The 21,536-nt window shown below is 73.0% G+C and carries 14 protein-coding genes and 2 pseudogenes; 9 read left to right on the plus strand and 7 right to left on the minus strand.

Annotated elements, in window-relative coordinates; translation table 11 throughout:
• Positions 1 to 56: 56 nt before the first annotated feature.
• Positions 57 to 1,346: an ABC transporter substrate-binding protein gene (locus tag ACZ6EM_RS17720; protein ID WP_359904768.1), complete on the minus strand. Its 1,290-nt coding sequence runs from the start codon at positions 1,344 to 1,346 to the stop codon at positions 57 to 59.
• Positions 1,347 to 1,497: 151 nt separating this feature from the next.
• Between ACZ6EM_RS17720 and ACZ6EM_RS17725 the strand changes: the two genes are divergently transcribed.
• The 4 genes from ACZ6EM_RS17725 to ACZ6EM_RS17740 all read left to right on the plus strand — a co-directional run bounded on the left by ACZ6EM_RS17725 (position 1,498) and on the right by ACZ6EM_RS17740 (position 10,334).
• Positions 1,498 to 2,679 carry a LacI family DNA-binding transcriptional regulator gene (locus ACZ6EM_RS17725; RefSeq protein ID WP_465772707.1) on the plus strand — a complete coding sequence of 394 codons (1,182 nt, stop codon included), beginning with the start codon at positions 1,498 to 1,500 and terminating at the stop codon, positions 2,677 to 2,679.
• Positions 2,680 to 2,922: 243 nt separating this feature from the next.
• Positions 2,923 to 5,367 (plus strand): endo-beta-N-acetylglucosaminidase, encoded by a 2,445-nt coding sequence (locus ACZ6EM_RS17730; RefSeq protein ID WP_465772708.1) that lies wholly within the window; start codon positions 2,923 to 2,925, stop codon positions 5,365 to 5,367.
• 45 nt (positions 5,368 to 5,412) lie between these two features.
• Positions 5,413 to 9,630, plus strand: a complete 4,218-nt coding sequence (locus ACZ6EM_RS17735) for a glycoside hydrolase family 38 N-terminal domain-containing protein (RefSeq protein WP_465772709.1) — start codon at positions 5,413 to 5,415, stop codon at positions 9,628 to 9,630.
• Positions 9,627 to 10,334 carry a DUF7158 domain-containing protein gene (locus ACZ6EM_RS17740; RefSeq protein ID WP_465772710.1) on the plus strand — a complete coding sequence of 236 codons (708 nt, stop codon included), beginning with the start codon at positions 9,627 to 9,629 and terminating at the stop codon, positions 10,332 to 10,334. Before ACZ6EM_RS17735 ends, ACZ6EM_RS17740 begins: the two co-directional genes overlap by 4 nt.
• A gap of 106 nt (positions 10,335 to 10,440) precedes the next feature.
• Here ACZ6EM_RS17740 and ACZ6EM_RS17745 read toward each other — a convergent pair whose 3' ends face one another.
• Positions 10,441 to 10,968, minus strand: coding sequence for a DUF6879 family protein (locus tag ACZ6EM_RS17745; RefSeq protein ID WP_401055297.1), 528 nt, complete (start codon positions 10,966 to 10,968; stop codon positions 10,441 to 10,443).
• Positions 10,969 to 11,245: 277 nt separating this feature from the next.
• Here ACZ6EM_RS17745 and ACZ6EM_RS17750 point away from each other — a divergent pair, with 277 nt between their 5' ends.
• Positions 11,246 to 12,292 carry an alcohol dehydrogenase catalytic domain-containing protein gene (locus ACZ6EM_RS17750; protein WP_452178047.1) on the plus strand — a complete coding sequence of 349 codons (1,047 nt, stop codon included), beginning with the start codon at positions 11,246 to 11,248 and terminating at the stop codon, positions 12,290 to 12,292.
• Positions 12,293 to 12,333: 41 nt separating this feature from the next.
• Here the strand turns inward: ACZ6EM_RS17750 and ACZ6EM_RS17755 are convergent, their stop codons facing one another.
• Positions 12,334 to 13,563, minus strand: a complete 1,230-nt coding sequence (locus tag ACZ6EM_RS17755) for a serine hydrolase domain-containing protein (protein ID WP_465772711.1) — start codon at positions 13,561 to 13,563, stop codon at positions 12,334 to 12,336.
• A 246-nt stretch (positions 13,564 to 13,809) separates the two neighbouring features.
• Positions 13,810 to 14,013, minus strand: a complete 204-nt coding sequence (locus tag ACZ6EM_RS17760) for an aromatic-ring hydroxylase C-terminal domain-containing protein (RefSeq protein WP_465772712.1) — start codon at positions 14,011 to 14,013, stop codon at positions 13,810 to 13,812.
• Between ACZ6EM_RS17760 and ACZ6EM_RS17765 the strand changes: the two genes are divergently transcribed.
• Positions 13,931 to 14,203, plus strand: a complete 273-nt coding sequence (locus tag ACZ6EM_RS17765) for a CGNR zinc finger domain-containing protein (RefSeq protein WP_452178050.1) — start codon at positions 13,931 to 13,933, stop codon at positions 14,201 to 14,203. The two genes, ACZ6EM_RS17760 and ACZ6EM_RS17765, sit on opposite strands and share 83 nt — an antisense overlap.
• Positions 14,204 to 14,516: 313 nt before the next feature.
• Entirely contained in the window at positions 14,517 to 14,882 is a 366-nt protein-coding gene (locus ACZ6EM_RS17770) for a hypothetical protein (protein ID WP_401055645.1), read from the plus strand.
• A gap of 306 nt (positions 14,883 to 15,188) precedes the next feature.
• On the opposite strand, the gene ACZ6EM_RS17775 is transcribed toward ACZ6EM_RS17770, so the two are convergent.
• Entirely contained in the window at positions 15,189 to 15,374 is a 186-nt protein-coding gene (locus ACZ6EM_RS17775; protein WP_465772717.1) for a hypothetical protein, read from the minus strand.
• Here ACZ6EM_RS17775 and ACZ6EM_RS17780 point away from each other — a divergent pair.
• Positions 15,321 to 16,306, plus strand: a pseudogene (locus ACZ6EM_RS17780) (serine hydrolase domain-containing protein). The gene ACZ6EM_RS17775 and the pseudogene ACZ6EM_RS17780 overlap by 54 nt on opposite strands.
• Before the next feature lie 136 nt (positions 16,307 to 16,442).
• Here the strand turns inward: ACZ6EM_RS17780 and ACZ6EM_RS17785 are convergent.
• On the minus strand, positions 16,443 to 16,793 hold the full coding sequence (locus ACZ6EM_RS17785; RefSeq protein WP_401056705.1) for a hypothetical protein: 351 nt from the start codon (positions 16,791 to 16,793) through the stop codon (positions 16,443 to 16,445).
• Positions 16,794 to 16,808: 15 nt separating this feature from the next.
• A complete protein-coding gene (locus ACZ6EM_RS17790; RefSeq protein ID WP_465772713.1) occupies positions 16,809 to 20,870 on the minus strand; it encodes a polymorphic toxin-type HINT domain-containing protein in 4,062 nt (1,353 codons plus the stop codon).
• A gap of 478 nt (positions 20,871 to 21,348) precedes the next feature.
• On the opposite strand from ACZ6EM_RS17790, the pseudogene ACZ6EM_RS17795 reads away from it, so the two are divergent.
• A pseudogene (locus tag ACZ6EM_RS17795) lies at positions 21,349 to 21,536 on the plus strand (hypothetical protein); the annotation flags it as partial.

Here is a 21,536-nt window from a genome sequence, read left to right on the forward strand (position 1 = left end):
GAGGTCGCGCCGGTGCGGGGAGGTGGTGCCGGTGCGGCGCCGCGGGCCCGGTGGGGTCAGCCCTTGAGCAGCTTGTTGCACTGCTCGACGGCGGTGTCCAGCGCCTGCTTGGAGCTGGTGTCGCCGCTGATGGCCAGCGCGAACTGCTGCTTGATGACGGTGCCCATCGCGTCGTCCACCTCGACGGGCTGGATCAGCTTGGCCTTGGCGAGCGAGGTGAAGGCGATCACCTTGGCGTCGCCCGCGTTGGTGCCGTCGCTCCTGCTGAAGAACGGGTCGTTCGCGGAGGCCTTGGTGGAGGGGAACACGCTGGTCAGGTGGGCGAAGGCGGCCTGGTTCTCGGGGCTGGTCACCCAGCGGGCGAGGGCCACGGCGGCGGCCGGGTTCTTGGTGTTCTTCGGGATGGACAGGCCCTGGACGTACAGCGGCGGGGTGGCCATCGCGGGGGAGGAGACGACCTTCGGGGCGAGGGTCGGGTTGTCGGTGGCGAGGCTGGTGATGTAGTTGCCGCCGCCGGTGGTCCAGGCCACCGTGCCGGAGCTGAAGAGCTTGGAGTTGCCGGCGTAGGTGTCGGTCAGCACTCCGTTCGGCATCAGGCCCTCCTTGAAGGCGTCGCGGTACTTGTCGAGCAGTGCGGCGGCCTCGGGGGTGTTGAAGGTGAAGGACTTGCCGTCGTCGGACATGATCTTCACGCCGATGTTGTACAGGTCCCCGATGCCCGGCTTGCGGCTCATCAGATAGGTCTGGCCGCCGGACTTCTCCTTCATCGTCCGGGCCTGGGCGATCAGCTCGTCCAGACTGGCCGGGGGCTTCTGCGGGTCCAGGCCGTTCTTCGTCAGGAGCTCCGAACTCCAGTAGTTCACATCGGTGTTGAGGTACCAGGGGTAGCCGAAGGTGCCCTGGTACCCGTTGAACCGGTAGGCGTCGACGCCGCCGGGGACGTACTCCTCGGCGAGCTTCGGGTCGGCCTTGGCGACGTCCAGCAGGACGTCCTTCTTCGCCAGCGGGAAGGCGAAGTCCGGCGGGAGGTTGACCACGTCGGGCAGGCTGCCGGCGGCGGCCTGGCTGAGCACCTTGTCGGAGTAGCCCTCGCCGGGCTGGTCCAGCCAGTCGACCTCGACGCCGGGGTACTTCTTCTTGAAGCCGTCGATCACGCCCTGCATGTAGTCGGTGAACTTCGGCTTGAGCGCCCAGGTCTGGAGCGAGACCTTGCCCTTGACCTCGCCGGTGGCGGCCGCACTCGCCACCGCGTCGCTGTCCTTGGTGTCGCCGGAGCCGAGTCCGCAGCCGGTGAGCGCGGCGGTGGCGAGCGCGGTCGTGGTCAGTGCCGCCCAGATTCTTCGCATGAGGGTCTCCCGGTCCTGGGGGTGGGTGGGGGATCGTGCCGAGCTCGGGGGTTGTGCCGGATTCCGCAACCTGACTAACTAAACCGGTCTAGCTATGCCAGGGACTATGCTCCCGCCTAAACTTGGATGTCAAGAGAAGGAGTCGGGTTCAGTGGGCAGACCGACGATCGCCGACATCGCCCGCCGGGCCGGTGTCTCCAAGGGCGCGGTGTCCTTCGCGCTCAACGGCCGCCCCGGCGTCAGCGAGGCGACCAGGGCCCGGATCCTGGGAGTCGCCGAGGAGATGAACTGGCGCCCGCACAGCGCCGCGCGCGCCCTCGGCGGAGCCCGGGCCGACGCCGTCGGCCTGGTGATCGCCCGGCCGGCCCGCACCATCGGCGTCGAGCCGTTCTTCAGCCAACTGCTGTCCGGGCTCCAGGCGGTGCTCTCGGCCAGGGCGGTCGCGCTGCACCTGATGGTGGTCGAGGACACCGCCGCCGAGATCGAGGTCTACCGGGGCTGGGCCTCCGAGCACCGGGTGGACGGCTTCATCGTGGTCGACCTGCAGGTCAAGGACCCGCGGCTGCCGGTCCTCGACGAACTCGGGCTGCCCGCGGTGGTGCTGGGCGGACCCGGCAAGGGCGGCAACCAGCTGCGGGTCTGGGCCGACGACCGGGAGGCGATGCTCTCGATCGTCGACTACCTGGCCGCCATCGGGCACCGCCGGATCGCCCACCTCGCCGGGCTGCCGCACTTCCAGCACACCCAGCGGCGGATCCGCGCACTGCGCGACGCCTCGCGCCGGCTCGGGCTGGAGGAGGCGGTGTCGGTCCCCACCGACTTCAGCGACGCCGAGGGCGCGGCCGCCACCCGGACCCTGCTGTCCCGGGCCAGGCGGCCCACCGCGATCGTCTACGACAGCGACGTGATGGCCGTCGCCGGGCTCGGCGTGGCGGGGGAGATGGGCGTCGCGGTGCCCGGCGAGCTGTCCATCGTCTCCTTCGACGACTCGGTGCTCGCCCGGATCGTCCACCCGCCGCTGACCGCGCTCAGCCGGGACACCTTCGCGCTCGGGGAGCAGGTCGCGCGCAGCCTGCTGGCGGCGCTGGACGAGGCCGGGCCGGGGCGGGACCTCCAGATGCCCACGCCGCGGCTGACCGTGCGGGAGTCCACCTCGCCGCCGGGCGGCGCGGCCGCCGGCTCCCCGGAGGCCTCCTCCGGCGCTTCGCCCGCCGGGCCGCCCGCCGGGCCGCCTTCCGGTTCCGCGGCCGGTTCGCCCTCCGGTTCCGTCGCGGATTCCCCCGGCCGGGTGGATGCTGCGCGCATCGTTGACAGCGGTTCTGAACCGGTTTAGCCTCGCAGCGCCGAGCGGCTCCGCTCGGCGCGCTCCGCCGCACTCCGTCCGGCTTCCGCCGCCCGTCCCGCTCTCCGCCGCGCCCGTACGTTCCCGTACCTTCCCGTGCGCTCCCGTGCGCCGAGGAAGCCCGGCGGCGGCGCGACCCCCACTCGATCCAGCACCGGCACGCCCGCATGCAGTCGGGCCCGTCCGCGACGGCGGGCCCGCCCCCACCCTCCTCCGCTCGATCGGAGCCACCGCATGTCACGACGCCTCCCCCTGCTGCTCGGCGCCGCCCTCGCGACGGCCGCGCTGACCGCCGTCCCCGCGGCCCGGGCCGACCCGATACCCGCAGCGGCGCCCGCCGTCACCGCCGGCTCGGGCACCCAGCCCTTCGCCTCGTACTGGTACCCCAACAGCATCCTGACCTGGGACCCGGCCACCGACCCGGACGCCCGCTTCAACCGCTCCCGCGTCCCGCTCCAGCCGCGCACCGGCGACCCGGCACTGCGGGCCAACCCCAACGCCCGTGCCGGCGAGGGGAAGATCGCCTCCCTGGTCTCCTTCGGTCCCACCTCCAACAACCCCTCGCAGGGTTCCGCCGATCCCAACTACTACGCCTTCGGCTACTGGCAGTACGTCGACAAGCTGGTGTTCTGGGGCGGTTCGGCCGGCGAGGGCCTGATCCTCGCCCCCAACCCGACCGTGATCGACGCCGCCCACCGCAACGGCGTCAAGGTGTACGGCACGGTCTTCTTCCCGCCCGGCGCGTACGGCGGCCAGCTCCAGTGGGTGCGCGACTTCGTCCAGAAGTCCGGCGGCCGCTACCCGGTCGCCGACAAGCTCGTCCAGGCCGCGCAGTACTACGGCTTCGACGGCTGGTTCATCAACCAGGAGACCGGCGGCGGCGATTCGGCGCTGGCGGGCGAAGTGCGCAACCTGATGCAGTACACCAAGGCGCAGAGCGGCACCGAGTTCATGTGGTACGACGCGATGACCACCTCCGGCTCCGTCAACTGGCAGAACGCTCTCACCTCCGCCAACTCGCCCTTCCTGCAAGAGGGTTCCAAGCGGACCTCGGACTCGATGTTCCTGAACTTCGGCTGGTCGGCCAGCGGCCTGAACTCCTCCCGGGCGCTGGCCCGGCAGCTCGGCCGCAGCGAGTACGACCTCTACTCCGGCATCGACACCGAGGCCAACGGCTACAACACCGGCGTGGACTGGTCCGCCCTCTTCCCGTCCGGGCAGCCGCACACCACCTCGCTCGGCCTCTACCGCCCGGAGTGGACCTGGAAGTCCGCCACCGACCGCGCCGACTTCTACGCCAAGGACGCCCGCTACTGGGTCGGTGCCAACAGCGACCCGTCCCGGATCGACCTCTCGGCGGGCTGGCCCGGCCTGGCCGGCTACGTGGCCGAGTCCTCGCCGATCACCGCCAAGCCCTTCGTCACCAACTTCGACACGGGGCAGGGTGACTTCTACAACGCGGCCGGTACTCGGGTCGCCACCGGTGGCTGGAACAACCTCTCGCTCCAGGACGTCCCGCCCACCTACCGCTGGATGGTGGAGTCGACCGGCAGCAGGCTCACCCCGTCCGTCGACTTCACCGACGCCTACCAGGGCGGCTCCTCGCTGCGGTTGAGCGGAAAGCTCGACGCCGCCAACACCGTACGGCTGTACCAGACCAAGCTGCCGGTCGCCGCGAACACCAGGCTGGACCTGGTGGTCAAGACCCCGGCCGCCGGGCCCACGAAGCTCAAGGCCGCCGTGTCGTTCACGGACTCGCCGAGCAGCTTCACCACGGTCGACGTCGGCGCCAACACCGGCAGCGGCTGGGAACGGCACACCCTCGACCTCTCCCCGTACGCGGGCCGCACCGTCGCCCAGATCGCCCTGCGGGTCGAGGGCAGCGACCCGGCGTACGACCTCCGGGTCGGACAGATCGCCCTTTACGACGGTGCGGTGGAGACCCCGGCGGCCCCGGCCGGCCTCACCGTGCTCGGCGCGAGCGACGTGACGGCCGGTACCAGCCAGTCCCTGCGGCTGTCCTGGACGGCGGCGCCCGGCGGCAACGTGCACCACTACGAGGTCTACCGGCGCAACGCGGACGGCAGCCGCAGCTTCCTCGGCGCTACGCCCAACGACGCGTACTTCGTCGGGCGGCTCGACCGGGCCGGCAACGAGAACGCCACCACGCTGGACGTCGAGGCGGTGTCCACCACCTACGGGCGCTCCACTGCCGCCTCCACGACTGTCCGTTGGAACGGCACCCCGCCGACCTCCGTCAACCTGGCGCTCAACCGCCCGGCCACCGCCTCCGGCCAGTGCAACGCCAACGAGGGCCCGGCCAAGGCCGTCAACGGCAGCGTCAGCGGCGGGACCGGCGACAAGTGGTGCGCGCTGACCTACGCCAAGTGGCTGGAGGCGGACCTCGGTTCGGCGAAGCAACTGTCGAAGTTCGTGGTCAAGCACGCGGCGGCGGGCGGCGAGAGCGCCTCGTACAACACCCGTGACTTCGCCATCCAGGTCCGGTCCGGCGCGAACGACCCCTGGACGACCGTCGCCGACGTCACCGGGAACACGGCCGGCACCACCACCCACCCGGTGAACATCACCGCCCGGTACGTCCGGCTGGTGGTCAACACGCCGACCCAGACCGGCGACCCGGCCGCCCGCATCTACGAGTTCGAGGCCTGGGGCGCGTAGCCCCGCCGCCCCGCGCTGCCCTGTCCGAGGAAAGGAAGCACCCCCGTGCCGGTCACCATCACCGCCGTCGAGAGCACCGATCTGTTCGTCGGCCCCGAGGACGCCCCGCGCCAAGTGCTGCGGGTGACGCTGGAGGGCCCGGCCGCCCGGATCACGGTCAGCGGCCCGGGCGTCCGCGGCGAGGCGACCGGCACGGGGTCGGTCGAGGTCCCGCTGGAGATCAGCGGGGCCTCGCCCGGCGACCGGCTGCCCGTCACCGTGCGGGCCTCGGACGCCGTCGCGGAGGCGAGCGTGGACGTCGCCGAGCCCGGCTGGACGATGTTCCTGGTCTCGCACTTCCACTACGACCCGGTCTGGTGGAACACCCAGGCCGCCTACACCTCCCCGTGGGAACTGCTCTCCGCCGACGCCACCACCCGGCCGCTGTGGGAGCGCAACGGCTTCGCCCTCGTCGACGCGCACCTGGACCTCGCCCTGCGGGACCCGGTGTACAAGTTCGTGCTCGCCGAAGTCGACTACCTGAAGCCGTACTTCGACCAGCACCCGGAGCGCCGCGAGACCCTGCGGCTGCTGCTGGAACGCGGCCAGATCGAACTCGTCGGCGGCACCTACAACGAGCCGAACACCAACCTCACCGGCGCGGAGACCACCATCCGCAACATCGTCCACGGCATCGGCTACCAGCGTGACATCCTCGGCGGCGACCCCCGGACCGCCTGGCAGCTCGACGTGTTCGGACACGACCCGCAGTTCCCCGGCCACCTCGCCGCGGCCGGCCTCACCGGCAGCGCCTGGGCGCGCGGCCCCTTCCACCAGTGGGGCCCGATCCAGAAGAACTTCCGGGAGGCCAAGGACGACGCCCGGGTGATGCAGTTCCCGAGCGAGTTCGAGTGGATCGCCCCCAGCGGGGACGGCGTGCTCACCCACTACATGCCGCACCACTACTCGGCCGGCTGGTGGATGGACTCCTCCCCGGACCTCGCCACCGCCGAACAGGCCGTCTACGAGCTGTACCGCAAGCTCAAGCCCGTCGGGGCGACGAAGAACCTGCTGCTGCCGGTCGGGACGGACTACACCCCGCCGAACAAGTGGGTCACCGAGATCCACCGCTCCTGGGCCGCCAAGTACCTCTGGCCCCGGTTCGTCTGCGCCGTCCCGCGCGACTTCCTCGACGCCGTCCGCGCCGAACTCGCCGCCACCGGAAGGCGGCCCAGCCCGCAGACCCGCGACATGAACCCGGTGTACACCGGCAAGGACGTCTCGTACATCGACACCAAGCAGGCCCAACGAGCCGGCGAGGTCGCGGCCGTGGACGCGGAGAAGCTCGCCACGCTCGCCTCCGTGCACGGCCTCGGCCGCTACCCGGCCGCCGCGCTCGACAAGGTCTGGCGCCAACTCGCCTACGGCGCCCACCACGACGCGATCACCGGTTCCGAGTCCGACCAGGTGTACCTGGACCTGCTCGGTGGCTGGCGGGAGGCGTACGACCTGGCGTCCGGCGTACGCGACGCGGCTCTGGACGCTCTCGCGGGGCGGATCTCCACGGCGGGGGCGGGACCCACGGCGGGGGCGGGACCCACCGCGGGCGCGGGCTCGGCGATCGTGGTGACCAACACGCTCTCCTTCGACCGGACCGACCTCGTCACGGTCGAACTGCCGGACGGCATGCGGTCGGTGCGAGTGCTCGACGACCGGGGCGAGCCCGTGCCGAGCGCCGTCGACCGGGGGACGCTGCGTTTCCTGGCCGCCGAGGTGCCCGCGCTCGGCTGGCGCACCTGGCGACTGGTGGAGGGCGAGGCGGAGCAGCCGTGGACGGCGGCCGACGGTTTCGTGATCGAGGGCGACCGGTACCGCGTCACCGCCGACCCGGCGCGCGGCGGCGGTCTCACCTCGGTCCACGACCTGTCGAACCGAAGGGAGTTGATCCAGGAGGGCCGGATCGGCAACGAGCTGCGGGTGTACGAGGAGTACCCGCAGCACCCCGACTTCGGCGAGGGCCCCTGGCACCTGGTGCCCAGCGGTCCGGTCGTCGGTTCGGGCGACGGCGAGGCGTCCGTCCGCCGGGAGACCGGGCCGCTCGGCGAGCGCCTCGTGATCGAGGGCACGGTCGACTCCGTCCGGTACGAGCAGACCGTCACGCTCTGGCGCGGCCTCGACCGGGTGGACTGCCGTACCCGGGTGGTGGACCACTCCGGCGCCGACCGGCTGCTGCGGCTGCGCTTCCCGGTGGACGTCCCCGGCGGCCTGCCGGTCAGCGAGGTCGCGGGCGCGGTCGTCGGGCGCGGCTTCGCGATGCCGGACGTGGACTCGGCGGAGGCGCCGTGGACCCTGGACAACCCCGCCAACACCTGGTTCGGGCTCGGCGCCACCGCGCGCGTGGACCTCACCGACGCACTGGGTGCGGCGGCCGGCTCGCGCGCCCTCGGGGTGGCGGAGGTCGTCGTCCCCGCGCTGGACGACGCCGCCGACGCCCGTCCGCTGGTGGTCGCGCTCGCCCGGGTCGGGGTCACCGCCACCACCTCGGGGGCGGACTGGGCGCGGTACGGCTGGCTGGAGGTGGACTCCAACCTGCCGGACTTCCGGATCGTCGTCGGTGGGCCCGAAGTCAACGATGCGGCCAAGGAGTTGATCTCGCTGGCGGGGGAGGAGTACGCTGCCGCCCTGAAGGCGCACGGCGCGGTGTGGGTGCCCGCCGTGACCCCGCTCGCCGAGGTCTGGCGGCCGGACGCCGACCTGCGCGACCTGCGGGCGCTGCCGGCGCTCGTCGTCTCCGACGTGGCGGCGCTGGTCGACGACCTGGCCGACGCCCGGATCACCGCCGTCTGCCCGTCCTCGGTCCAGGAGCAACTGGCCGACCACACCGTCGCGTTGCTGAGCTTCGGTCTGCCCGGCTTCGCCGTCGACACCACCGGCGCCCTGCACCTGTCGCTGATGCGCTCCTGCACCGGCTGGCCCTCGGGCGTCTGGATCGACCCGCCCCGGCGCACCCTGCCCGACGGCGCGTCCTTCCAACTCCAGCACTGGACGCACGAGTTCAGCTACGCACTGGTGGGAGGGGACGGCGACTGGCGGGACCGCACACTGCCCGCCCAGGGCCAGGAGTTCAACCACCCGCTGTACGCCCGGATCACCCCGGCGCAGGACGGGCCGCTGCCCGCCACCCTGTCCTGGCTGCGGGTCGAGCCGCAGCGCGAGGTGCTGCTCGGGACGCTCAAACCGGCCGGCAACCCGATCGCGCACGGCTCGACGTCGCCACTCGGGCGCGAACTGACCGTCCGGCTCGTCGAATCCACCGGCCTCGGGCGCACGGCGCGGCTCGGCGGCGCGCTCGGCCTGGGCGAGATCCGGGCCGCGGACCTGCTGGAACGACCGCTTCCCTCCGGTGACTCCGCTCTCGACCTCGCCGGTTCGCAGATCGCCACCCTGCTCGCGACCCCGGCCGTCACCGCCCCCGCGGCCGCGACGGACCTCGGCCCCACCGCGGAACCCGCCCAGCCCGTCCACGCCCGCTACTGGCTCCACAACCGGGGCCCGGCCCCGCTCGGCTACCTGCCGGTGTCCGTCGGCGCCTCGCCCGGTCTGCTGCGAACGGCGGGGGAGCCGGTGACGCTGTCGGTCGTGCTCTCCTCCCAGCTCCGCGATGCCGCCGTTGAGGGCACGGCCGTCGTGCTGCCGCCCGAGGGCTGGACGACCGGCCTCGGCAGCCGCCCGTACCGACTGGAGGCCGGCGGGCACCTGCGCTTCCCGGTCACCGTCACCCCGCCGGCCGGAGCCGAGCCCGGGCTGTACTTCGCCGCCGTCCGCATCGAGCACGACGGCCAGCTGATCGAGGACGTGGTGACCATCGCCGTCGGCGAGCTGCCCGACCTGCTCCCCGTCCCCGGCGACACTCCCGAGGACTGGACGATCGCCCAGGGCAGCAAGGCCACCACCGGCCGCGACACCGGGCTGGACGTCGAGGTCTCCACCGCGACCCTGCGCGTGGCCCCCGGCGGCCGGGCCACCCTGTCCCTCGTCCTCACCAACCGCACGCGCGGCGAGATCCGCGGCGAACTCCAGCTCGTCTCCCCGTGGGGCACCTGGGAGGCCATCGCCGACCCCGTCCGCGGCTTCACCGCCCCCGCCGGCACCGCCACGACCGTCGACTTCCCCGTCACCGTCCCCGAATCCACCGACCCGGGCGCGTACTGGGCCCTCGCCAAGGTCATGTGGTTCGGCCGCTGCCAGTACGCCCCGACCGTCGCCCTGGTGGTGGAGGCATGACCACGCTCGGCCTGCTCGACGGACGCCCGCTCCCGCGGACGGCACTCGACCACCGCCTCGCCGCCCTGCGGAACGGCCCGCGCGCCACCGCCCTGCCGCAGTCCGGCAGTTCGGAGGACCGCCAGCTCACCCGATGGGTCGCCCAGGTCCTGCTGACCGAGGCGCTGTGCGAGGCGGTCGCCGCCGAACGCCGGCTGCCCGTGGTCCCCGACGGCCCCGACGGCCCCGCCCGCCTCGATCAGCAGGCCGCCGTCGAACTCGGCTCCATCACGGCGGCCGCCTTCGAGGGCAACCCGGCCGTCCGCGCCGTCTACGCGGCCGTCACCGCCGACGTCGAACCCTCACCCGCCGACATCGCCCACTACCGCACCATGACCACCCGCCCACCGGCGGAGCGCTGGCACCTCGCCCTCCCCGACGGCGAACTGGAGGCCGACCCGGACACCCTCCCGACCGCCCTCGCCGAAGCCCTCCGCACCGCCCCGCCCGCCACCTGGGTCACCGCCGGCCCCTGGAAAGCCGCCCTGCTCACTGTGGCCACGCCCCCGGAGCCCCCCGACCCCGCCCCGACCCTCCGCGCCGCCGCCCGCCGCGCCGCCTTCGTCCGCTGGCTCGACCACGCACGCGCCCACCGCCTCACCCTGGTCGAAGGCCTGGAACACCCCGGCGACCCCGCCCAACCCGACAACCACCACCGGCACTGAGAACCGCGCACCTCGCCTGCCGCGCCTCGGAGAGAGGCGCGGCAGGCGTCCGGTGCTCGTGGCGGCGGACGGTGAACCTCTCGATGGTGAACTACTCGACGGTGGACTACTCGACGGTGAACTTTTCGTGGGGGATGCCCGCCGCCCAGACGGCCTCGAAGGCCGCGGAGCAGAGGTCCACGGCGGCCCGGTCCTCCGTGAAGGCGTGGCCCGCCCAGTCGCCGTCGCCCGTGAACCAGTGGAAGAGCACCAGCCGCCGGTCGATCAGCCAGAAGTCGTTGCCCGGGAGGGCGATGGTCGATGCCCGGCTCCGGGGAAGCCACCGGACCTGTTCGCCGGCCGCGAGGTTGACGGGGGTGACGGCGTGCTCGTACCTGATGTAGTCGGTCACCGGCTCCGAGACGATCCGGGCGCGGCGCAGGACGACACCCCGGGCGACCGCATCCTCCACCAGGGGGATCCACGTCGGCCAGAACGATGTGTTCGGGTCGTTGTCCACCTCGCCGGTCCTCCTGAAGCGGTCGAAGGGCTCGACCTCCTCGCCGACCGAGTAGGTGTCGCGCATCTCCAGGTGCGCGGCGGAGCGCGTGGCGCCCCTCAGCAGCTCGGCGAAGTCGGGTGCGCTCTGCGTCATCACAAGCCTTCCTCGGGGTCGGGACCGTTCCCAGCGGGACGCGGACCACATTCTCGCCGCCGGGGCACCGACGGTGCGGCCTTTCGCCCGATGACGCCCGCCGGGCCGGGGAGTCGGCGCGGCGGGCGTGCGCGGACAAACGGCGGCGGAGGGGCGAAGCTGGTGGGAGTGCCGGGGCGGGTGACGCCTGACGCCCGCCGCCTGCCTTTGGCCTCCGGCCTCCGACGTCCGGCCTTCGGCCTTCGACCTTCGACTCCGTACGGAAGGGTTCTCCACCATGGCTGCCACCTCGTCCACCTCCTCCGACGGCCTGCAGCGCGCCGTGCTGGTCGCCGCCCCGGGGGCGGCGCCCCAACTGTCCGAGGTGCCGGTCCGCGAGCCGGGGCGCGGGGCGGTGCGCGTCGCCGTCGAGGCGTGCGGCGTCTGCCACTCCGACCTCCTGATCGCCGGTGGCGCCCTGCCGGGCACGACGTTCCCGGTCACCCCCGGTCATGAGATCGCGGGCCGCATCGACGCCCTCGGCGAGGGGGTGGAGGGCTGGAAGGTCGGTGACCGGGTCGCCGTCGGCTGGTACGGCGGCAGCTGCGGCCGTTGTGACGCCTGCCGTTCGGGTGACGGAATCCACTGTCCCGAGCTGCAGGTCCCCGGGGCGGCCTACCCCGGCGGATACGCCGACAGTGTCGTCGTCCCGGCCATGGCCCTGGCCGCGATCCCCGACGGGCTGACCGCCGCCGAGGCGGCCCCGCTGGCCTGCGCCGGGATCACCGTCTTCAACGCCCTGCGCCGCTCCGCCGCCGGACCCGGGGACACGGTCGCGGTCCTGGGCCTGGGCGGGCTCGGCCATCTGGGGGTGCAGTTCGCCCGCGCGATGGGTTTCCGTACGGTGGCCATCGCCCGCGGTGCGGAGAAGCAGCCGCTGGCGCACGAGCTCGGCGCCGAGCACTACATCGACAGCACCGCCGGCGACGTCGCCGGGGCCCTGCGGTCGCTCGGCGGCGCGAAGGTGGTCCTGTCCACGGTCACCAACGCCGACGCCATGTCCGCCGTCGTCGACGGGCTCGGTCGGCGCGGCGAGCTCGTCGTCGTCGGCGTCTCCGCCGACGCCCTCTCGATCAGCCCGCTGCAGCTGATCACCGGGGACCGGAGGGTCTACGGCCACTCCTCGGGCACGGCCGTCGACACCGAGGACACCCTGCGTTTCGCCGCCCGCACCGGCGTGCGGGCGTGGATCGAGGAGGTGCCTCTGGAGGAGACCGCGGCCGCGGTGGCCAGGATGGCCGGCGGCCGGGCCCGCTTCCGCATGGTCGTCACCACCGGGCGTTGATCCCCGGCCGCCGCACCCTGGTTGCCGCGCCCGGCCGCTGATCACTGCCCGGGGGCGGTCCCGCAGGCGGCCGTGGTGAGGAAGGCCGTGACGGCGGTCTTGGCGGCGCGCGGGTCGGAGCGGTCGAACGGGTTGTGGGAGAGCGCGAGTTGACGTCGGCCGTCGGCCGTGCCGGCGGCCATCGTCGAGTAGCCGGGGAGGTCTCCGCTGTGGCCCCAGAACACCCCGCACGGGGTGTCGAAGCGGGCCAGCCCCAGCCCGTAGCCGCGTCCCGGTCCGGCGTCCGTCGTCCTGGTCATCTCGGCGAGTTCGGCGGGGCGCAGCAGTCGGCCGTCCAGGAGGGCGGCGATGAACCGGTTGAGGTCGGCGGCGCTGGAGATGCCCTGCCCGGCGGCGCCCAGAACGGACGGGTTGAGCTCGGTGACGTCCACCGGCCCGGTCGAGAGCTTCACGTAGCCGTGGGCGTGGGGGCCGGGCAGCAGCGGCGACAGGCCGGGCATGGTGGTGTCGTGCAGTCCCAGTGGCCGGATGATCCGCTGCTCGACCTCCCGCTGCCAGGGGCGGCCGGTGACCTTCTCGATGAGCAGGCCGGCGAGCAGGTAGTTGGTGTTGGAGTAGTGCCAGCCCTGCCCCGGTGGGAAGTACGGGGCACGGCCGTTGGCGAGCGCGAGCAGGTCGGCCGGCCGGTAGGTGTGCCAGCGCGGTCCGGCCAGCCAGCTGCGGTACTGGTCCTCGTCCTGGGGATCCATGCCGGGCGCTTCGGTGTAGTTGTACAACCCGCTGGTGTGGTCGAGCAGTTGGCGGACGGTGATGGCCGCGCCGTTCGGCACGGCGCCGGGAAGGCGGGCGTCGACCGGGTCGTCCAGGCCGAGGCGCCGCTCGGCGGAGAGCTGGAGCACGACGGTGGCGACGAAGGTCTTGGTGACGCTGCCGATCCTGAACCGGGCGCGCGCGGGCACCGCCGCGCCGGTGACCGGGTCGGTCACCCCGGCGCGCCCGCGCCAGACGGTCCGCCCGTCCTGGCGGACCTCGCCGACGGCGGCCGAGGAGCCGGCGTCGACGATGCCCCGCAGCGTGGTGCGCAGCGCGGCGGAATCGGCGCCCTCCGGCAGGAACTCCCCCTCCTCGTCCGCGGGCTGGATCACGACCGGCAGTCCGGCGGAGGGCGCGGCGAAGCCCGTCGTGGCGCCGGCGCCGAGCAGCGCGGTGGCGGCCAGGAGTGCGGCGGCCGAGCGGATACCGGCCCTCGATGTGCGCGGATGTGGCGTCATGCCTGCGTCCCTCCCCTGTCGGGCGCGCGTCGCCGCCCCCTCGCACCGATTCTGTCGGTGGGCCTCCGGCCGCGGCATCCACCGGAGGTGCTGCTTGGCATCCTCCCCGGGGCTGGTCGAGCCCGAATTCACCGTCCTTCAGGCGTACTTCACTCCGTACAGCGGTCCGGGGTCGGGGTCGGAGCAGGAACGGAATGGGCAGGACGGCGGGGAGGCGGCGTGCTGTTTCCCCCTGCGGCCGAATTGTTATGACGGTCCATCAGAAGATCGCCGTTCGGAGGTTCCGGTGTCCGGCGCGGACGGCGCCCGTCGCAGGACGGCGAGCAGCCGCCCGTCCTCGGCGGGAGCCTGCCGCGCCCGCCAGGCGATGTGGCCGTCCGGGCGGACGAGGACGGCGCCGCACACCCGCGCCCCCGCCGCCGCCGGCCTCACCCACTGGCTGCTCTCCACCGCCGCCCTCGCCCTCGGCCTGTGGCTCGGCGAACGCGGCGGCTGCGCCTGGGGCCGCTGCGCCGCCCCGGGCTGCGAACGCTTCTTCATCGACACCGGCCGCCGCACCCCGCAGCGCTACTGCACCCCGCGCTGCGCCACCCGCGTCCGCGTCGCCGCCCACCGCGCGCAGCGGGAGGACCGGGCGTGAGGGCGGGGGAGGAGGCCGTTCCCCGCCCCCGCCGCGGCCGAACCTCCGCACTGGGTTCGTACACCGATCCGGGCCGGCGACCCCACCCCCATGGTGCGGGACGTACCCCTTGGGTCGCCCGGGCCGCCCCGGTACCCCAGGGGCGCCATGCCGCCTCCACCCCCCAACTCCCGGGTTGACGAGGGTTGTTCGACTACGTCACGCTCGACGGACCGCCGGGCGGGCGGCCGGACGTGCCGCGCGTGTCGTACGCCGCGCGCCGCCCGACGCCCCGGCCCGGATGTCCACCGTGCACCCGTGTGGAGGTACCGCCATGTCCAAGCGCCGTCTCGCCGTCCCCGGAGCCGCCGTCGCCGCTCTGACCCTCGCCGCCCTGCTCCTCCCGGCCAGCGGCGCCCACGCCGCGCCGCCCGCCGACTCGTGCACCCAGAACTGGAGCATCAGCTCCGGCGAGGGCTACGCGAACGGCAAGTGGTGCAACTACAACACCAAGGTCGTCGGCACGGTGCACGACACCAAGGCGGACGGCCGCTGTCCGTACGTGCGCGGCAACCTCTCCAACGGCGGCCGCGTCGACAGCGACTGGGCCGGCGGCAAGGGCAAGTCCCGCGCCATCACCCTCTACGCCCCCTCGGGCACCCACTTCACCAGCGTCACCATGCGCTCCATCGGCTGCTGACGCCGACGCCGGGCGGGTGTCACCGGAAGCCTCCTCGGGTTTCCCTCAGGGATGGTGATACGCCGTCGGAAGCAGGCTCCCGGCCGCCTCTCCTCCTGCGCACCGACGACCGCCCCGGGCTCCGCGTGATGCCCTGGACGGGACCACGGTCGCCGCGCCGCCCGGACCGCACCCGGGAGTTCCGGCGGCGGCCGCGGCCGCGAGAGGAGAGGCCTCGTGAACCCGCCCGCCCAGCACCGTACCCGCAGCCGTACCCGTACCCGTACCCGCAGCCGTACCCGCACCCGCCCGCCCGGCCTCGGCGCGTCAGCCGTTGCCACGGCCGTCGCCATCGCCGTCGCACTCGGCACGGCCGCCCTCCCGGCGTCCGCCCACGCCGCGCCGGCCCGCCCGAACCCCGTCCAGCAGCGCCTCGACGCGCTCGTCGCCCAGGACGGCGTGCCGGGCGCACTGGCCGCGGTCCGCGACCGCGACGGCCGGACCCGGAACCACACCGCAGGGGTCGGCGACCTCACGACCGGAGCGCGGGTGCCCGTCGACGGCCAGATCCGGGTGGGCAGCAACACCAAGTCGTTCACCGCCACCGTCGTCCTGCAGCTCGTGGCCGAGGGCAAGGTCGACCTGGACGCCCCCCTCGACACCTACCTGCCCGGGGTCGTCCGCGGCACGGCCGGCCGGGCCCCGCCGACGGACGGATCATCACCGTCCGTCAGATCCTCCAGCACACCAGCGGCCTGCCCGAGTACACCGCGCTGCTGGGAGACCAGGAGGCCACCCGGTACTACGAGCCGCGCGAGCTGCTCGACCTCGCGCTCGGCCAGGCCCCCGACTTCGCCCCCGGCACCGGCTGGAAGTACAGCAACACCGGGTACGTCGTGGCCGGCCTGATCATCCAGAAGGTCACCGGCCGACCCGCCGGCGAGGAGATCACCCGGCGCGTGATCGACCGCATCGGCCTGCGCCACACCTACTTCCCGGTCCAGGGCGACATGTCCGTCCACGAAGGCCACCCGCACGGCTACCTCACCGAACAGCCCGGCAGCGCCCCGCTGGACGTCACCGAGGAGGACCCCTCCTGGGCCTGGACCGCCGGAGCGCTGGTCTCCACCAACACCGACCTCAACCGCTTCTACCTCGCCCTCCTCGGCGGCGAACTGCTGCCCCCGGCGCAGCTCGCCCAGATGCGCACCACCGTCCCCGCCGAGTACATGGGCCCGGGCGCCCGGTACGGGCTGGGCATCGTCCGCCGCCCGCTGTCCTGCGGCGGCCTGTACTGGGGCCACGGCGGCTCCATCCCGGGCTACGTCACCCGCGGCGGCGCCACCGAGGACGGTCGCGCCGCCGACGTCGCGGTGACCACCACCCCGTCACCCGACGTCAAGCAGCGCGTGGCCGACGCGGTCGACGCCGCCCTCTGCAGCTGACCCGGGCCCGCCGCGCCGCGGACGGAATGGCGTCGGCCCCCTCCGGATTCGGAGGGGGCCGACGGCCGACGGGAAAGGCGTCCTGCCGGACGGGTCCGGCAGGACGCCTTCACGCCTCAGGGGCGGATGCCCCGTGTCACAGGCCGCTCATGAGATTCATGCGGCTGCACACGACGAACCCCTGGTGCGTGCCGTCGGACAACAGCAGGGTCCGGTGGAATTCGCGGTCCTCGTCCGACAGGCCCACGAATTCGTCGACCTCGGGGAGCGCACCGCCCTCGGAGACAACCAGATTGTCGAAGGTTCGGCGGAGCTTCATTCCCGTGACGTTCAGGAACTCCATTTCCAGGACCGGCCTCTGACTGTCCTCCCAGGTGCGCAGCACCAGGCGGCGGTGCGACACCGAATAGGACCACGGGCGGAACGCCCGCCCGGTCCGCAGGGGAAGATCCTCGATTCCGGCCAGGAACGTCATCTCATCGCTCATGCTCAGGGCCTCGTCTCAGTCGAAGGGGCTTGCGACTTCGTCGCCCTTCAGGAAGAACTTCACGCGCGACTTCCGCACCTCCGCCGGCGCGGCCTTGATCTGGGCCAGCTCCCAGGACGTGAAGTATTTTTCGGGAACCTCGACCCCCTCGAATTCAGTGGCCCACTGTCGGGCCTTTTCCGCCCCGATGCCGTCGAGGTTGAAGAAGATCTTGGTGTCGCCGTCCGGCTTGAGCGCCTCGCGGACGGTGTCCCTCCAGGGCGTGTCCTTGGGGAAGGTCAGGTAGGACTTCGCCTTGTTCGTCTTGGCGAAATTCAACAGCAGTTTGCCGTCCTCTTCGATCTCGGTGAGACCGAGGGCGAGACGCTTCGGACAGTACGGCGCATTGTGGACCAGGACCGGCAGGTCGCCTGCCAGCACGTAGTACGTGTGGATCTCGTCGACGGTGAGGTTGTACGCGCCCTGGAGGGTGTTCCAGTGCCGGACGCTCTCGATCGGCCGGGCCTGTCCGGCCGGGTCGCGCAGTTCGTCGCCGGCCCGGAGGTCGGCGGCGTCGGTCCACTGCTTCCGGTTCTCGGCCCAGAAGGGGTGGTGGTCGGTGCTGGTGAGTGACCGGCCCGCACCGAGGGAGATGTCGGTGAAGTCGCGGTCGTCCGGGGTGTAGATGGTGTCCGTGACCCGGCGGGGTCCGGCCAGTCCGGTGGTGGGATCGGTGGCGAGGACCTCGTCGCCGACCTGGACGGTCTCGATGGCACGGGTGGAGCCGTCGGCCATCAGGACGCGGGTGCCGGCCGGGAAGCTGTTCAGCGGGCAGGCCGGCGGAACGCGCGTGACGAGCTTCTGGATGAACTCGACGGCCTTCTCGCCCCAGGAGCCGAACTTCTTGGCCCACTGGGCGAGTTTGGCGATGGCGGCGCCGTCACCGATGAAGGGGATCGCGCCGATGCAGGAGGTGACCGCCTCGGTGGTGCGGCCCTCGACGGCGTAGTAGGCGCAGTTGACGAGGTCGGCGATGTCGGCGAGGCCGGGGGCGATGACGCCGCCGGCGCCGCCGATGACGTCGAGGGTGAGGTGGATGCTCTCGGAGAAGAGGTGGTAGAGGTAGCTGACGTTCTCGCTGTCCTCCTTCGCCTTCTTGATCTCCTCCTCGATCCCCGCGATCGCGTCCTGCTTCTCCTTCTCGGCCTGGGCCTTGGCTTCGGCCTCCTTGCGCTCGGCTTCGAGCTTGGCGAGCCGGGCCTTCTCCTCGGCCTGCTGCTTCACCTCGTAGTTCGCGTGGGCGTCGTCGGCGGCGGCCTGGGCGGCCGTCGCGTCCTTGCCGGCCGCCTCGGCGGAAGCACGGGCGGCGCTGGCGGACTCATTGGCTTCGGCTGCGGAGTGGTGCGCCTGCCGGGACGAGCTCTCGGCCTGGTTGGCGGAGTAGACGGCCTTGGCGGCGTCGCGGTTGGCGGAGGCCTTGGCGGCGTTCGCGGTCTTCGCGGATGCGGCGGCCCTGGCGGCGTCGGCCTGGGCGGCGTCGGCGGCGGCCTGGGCCTTGGCGACCTGGTCGGCGGCGGTGTTGGCCGATGCCGTGGCCGCGGCGGCGTAGCCGTTGGCCTGGTCGGCGGCGCCTCGCGCGGTGGCGGCGGCGGCCTGGGCCGTGGCCGCGTCCTGCTGGGCGGTCGCGGCGTTGGCGGTGGCCTGGGCGATCAGGCCCTTGACGTCGGCGACGTGGACGGCGGTGAGCCGGTCGCGCTGCTGGGCGGTGTACTGGCCCCGGGCCACGAAGGTGCGCAGGTCCTGGACGGGGCCTTCGAGGGCGATCCGGGCGGCGGCCTTGAGCTCGGGCTCGGTGTCCGGGGCGTCCTCCAGCCGGACGGCGGTCAGGCGGTCGTCGGCGGCCTGTGCGTCGGTCAGTCCCTTGCCGAGGAAGTCCCGCAGCGCGGCGGGGGTGTTGACCCGCAGCGCGGCGTCGGCGGCGGCCTTGACGGCCGGGCCGGCGTTGTCGCTGATGCGGGTGATCGTCAGCCGGTTGTCGGGAGCGGCGGCCTCGTCCCGGCCACTGGTCAGGAACGTGCCGACCTGGTCCGTGTTGCCCTGGAGCGCGGTGTAGGCGGCGGTGCGGACGGTGTCGCTGTCGGAGTCCGTGTAGATCTGCGTGGCTCGGTCGCGCGCGTCGTGCTCCTCGGCCTGCTTGCGGCCGCTCTTCAGGTAGGAGAACACGGCCGTGTCCGGGCCGGAGAGGGCCGCGTCGGCCGCCTTCTCCCCCCAGTCCCCGGAGATCTTGCGGGAGATGAGGGCGAGCTTGCGGCCGTCGGTGGCGACCTGCGCCGGGGTGGCGCCGGGCTGGTTGGCCAGCAGGGCGAGGCGGTCGGCCTCGGCCTTCGCCTTCTGGACCTCCTGGGCCGCCTGGTCGGTCTGCGCCTGCTTGTCGGCCTGGTCGGCCTTGGCCTTGCGGGCCTTCTCCACGGCGGCCGCGGTGCGGTTGGTCAGGTCCTCGGCCTCGGTGCGGCGGGCCAGGTCCTGGATCTCGTTGGCCTTGTCGACCGCGGTCTGGGCGTCCGTGGCGAAGCCGGAGGCGGCGTTCGCGTGGTCGGTGGACTCCTGCGCGGCGTTGCTGCTCTGACCGGCGTGGTCGGCGGCGTCCCGGGCGGCCTGGGCCGCGGCGGCGGCGTGCTCGCCCGCGGACTTCAGGAGCGCCGCGGCGGCCTCGGCCTTCGTGACGGCCTCGGCCGCCAGCTGCTGGGAGGCGGCGGCGGCACGGCCGGCCTCGGCGGCCGAGCGGCGCGTCGCGGCCGCGGCCTGCTTGGCCTTGGCCGACTGCCCGCCGGCGCTGTCCGCGTAGGCACCGGCCTGCTCGGCCGAACCCGCCGCGGCGTCGGCGTTGCCCTTGGCACTGAGCGCGGCACCCGCCGCGTCCTTGCTGCTCTTGGCGGCGTCGTTCGCCTTGACGAGCGTGGCGTTAGCGTCCGCGGCGATCTTCGCCGCGGCGTCGGCGGCGTCCGCCGCCACCCGCGCCTCGTGCGCCTTGGTCGCGTCACCGGCCGCGTTGGCGGCCGCCGTCCGCGCGTTGGCGGCCGCCCGCTGGGCCCCGGCCGCGGCGGCCGCCGCGTTCGACGCCGCGTAGGCGGCGGCCCGCGCACCCGCGTTGGCCGCGCGGGCGGCGGTCAGCGCCGTCTGCGCCGCCGCACCCGCGCGATCGGCCGCACTGGCGGCGTCGTTCGCGGCGGCGGTGGCCTTGGCGGCGTCGTTGCCGGCCTTCTGGGTCTCGGACGCGGCCAGGGCGGCGGCCTCCATGGCCTTCTGCGCCTCGTGGACCGCCGTGTCCTTGGCCTCGATGGCAGCGGCCGTCTCCTGGGCCGCCTGCGCGCTCGCGTCCTTCGCCTGCTGCGCCAGCTGCGCGATGCTCGCGCGCTCCTGGTCACGGCTCTGCGCGATGTACCGGCCGGTCGCCAGGAAGTCGCGCACGTCCTGGATCGACCCGTTTAGCGCGATCCGCGCCGCCGCCTGGACGTTGGGGCCACCGGAGCTCAGGATCTGGACCAGCTTGACCCGGTCGTCGGCGTCCTTCGCCGTGAACTGACCCTCGGTCAGGAACCGCTGCAGGTCGTCACCGGTGTTGCTGCGCAGCGCGGCATCACCCGCCGCCTGCAGGCTGCGGCCGGCGCCCATCGCGGGGTCGGTGATCCGGGTGATCCACAGTCGCCGGTCCGTGTCGAGGGCCGCCTGCCAGCCGCTCTCCAGGAAGGTGCGTCGATCCGCGGCCGTCCCGTCGATGGCCTTGTCGGCGGCCTCGCGGACCTTCGGCCCGCCCACGCTGGAGATCTGCGTGGCGGTGAGCAGGTCGTCCGCGCTCTGCGCCCCGGCGAACTCGGTGTCCAGGAAGCGCTTCACGTCCTGGTCGGAGCCCGCGAGCGCGGTCTCCGCGAGTGCGTGGAGCCGGGGGCCGCCGTTGAGCCACGCCTGCACGGCACGCTCGCGGTCGCTCGGCTGGACCTGTCCGACGGCCGGCCCGGTGGCGGCGGCGCTCGGACCCGCGGCCCCCACCAGCCCCGCCGTGAGCGCGAGCGGCAGCAGGCTCAGGGAGAGCCTGCCCAACAGCGGCGGCCTTCCCCTCCCTCGCCGTCGTGAGCGGGATATCGATTGGCGCACGGGAAACCTCCACTGTCGAGATCGGCCGAATCCCGGCCGCAGCAGATCCCCACGATAAATGACACTCCAACAGAACGCTCACGAAGTCAAAGAGTTGAAGAGAGGTCAAGGAGTCAAAGTGCCTCAGTGGGCTCATAATTCGGCAAAGGTGTCGCACCGTCAGCATGTGATCAAATGCATTCCAAATCGTGACAACTTGCCTGCCTGAGCTGCAAAAAGGGTCTTGGCGCGGGCTCAGTTGATCTGGTTCGATGGGGCGGTTTCCGCCGATGGTCACAGGGGTGGTCACGTGGCCTTCAACCCTTGCCCCCGCCATTCATGACGCTTCATCGCATCATGTCGGTTCGCCTGCCATCCGGGGTCTTCGTCCCATTCCGGCGATCTGTCGACCAGGTCAACATCAAACGAACGAAGAGGAATACTCATGGCAAAGCGCATGTCCCGCTGGCTCGTTGGCGGCGCCGTCGCCGCGGCCGCCACGCTCGGCGTCACGGCGATCGCCTCCGCCGACGGCACTCCGGCGGACAACTCGGCCGCGCCGGTGGCCGTCGAGGACTTCGTCCACCCCGGCCCGGCCCCGTACCCCAACGTGAAGCTGCTGCGCGGCGACGG

It is taken from the genome of Kitasatospora sp. NPDC041917 (assembly GCF_055589745.1).

Bases quoted from the DNA above. Each gene is read 5' to 3' on its own strand.
- ACZ6EM_RS17720 (WP_359904768.1), bottom strand. From the start codon at position 1,346: ATGCGAAGAATCTGGGCGGCACTGACCACGACCGCGCTCGCCACCGCC.
- ACZ6EM_RS17730 (WP_465772708.1), top strand. From the start codon at position 2,923: ATGTCACGACGCCTCCCCCTGCTGCTCGGCGCCGCCCTCGCGACGGCC.
- ACZ6EM_RS17740 (WP_465772710.1), top strand. From the start codon at position 9,627: ATGACCACGCTCGGCCTGCTCGACGGACGCCCGCTCCCGCGGACGGCA.
- ACZ6EM_RS17745 (WP_401055297.1), bottom strand. From the start codon at position 10,968: ATGACGCAGAGCGCACCCGACTTCGCCGAGCTGCTGAGGGGCGCCACG.
- ACZ6EM_RS17750 (WP_452178047.1), top strand. From the start codon at position 11,246: ATGGCTGCCACCTCGTCCACCTCCTCCGACGGCCTGCAGCGCGCCGTG.
- ACZ6EM_RS17755 (WP_465772711.1), bottom strand. From the start codon at position 13,563: ATGACGCCACATCCGCGCACATCGAGGGCCGGTATCCGCTCGGCCGCC.
- ACZ6EM_RS17765 (WP_452178050.1), top strand. From the start codon at position 13,931: ATGTGGCCGTCCGGGCGGACGAGGACGGCGCCGCACACCCGCGCCCCC.
- ACZ6EM_RS17770 (WP_401055645.1), top strand. From the start codon at position 14,517: ATGTCCAAGCGCCGTCTCGCCGTCCCCGGAGCCGCCGTCGCCGCTCTG.
- ACZ6EM_RS17785 (WP_401056705.1), bottom strand. From the start codon at position 16,793: ATGAGCGATGAGATGACGTTCCTGGCCGGAATCGAGGATCTTCCCCTG.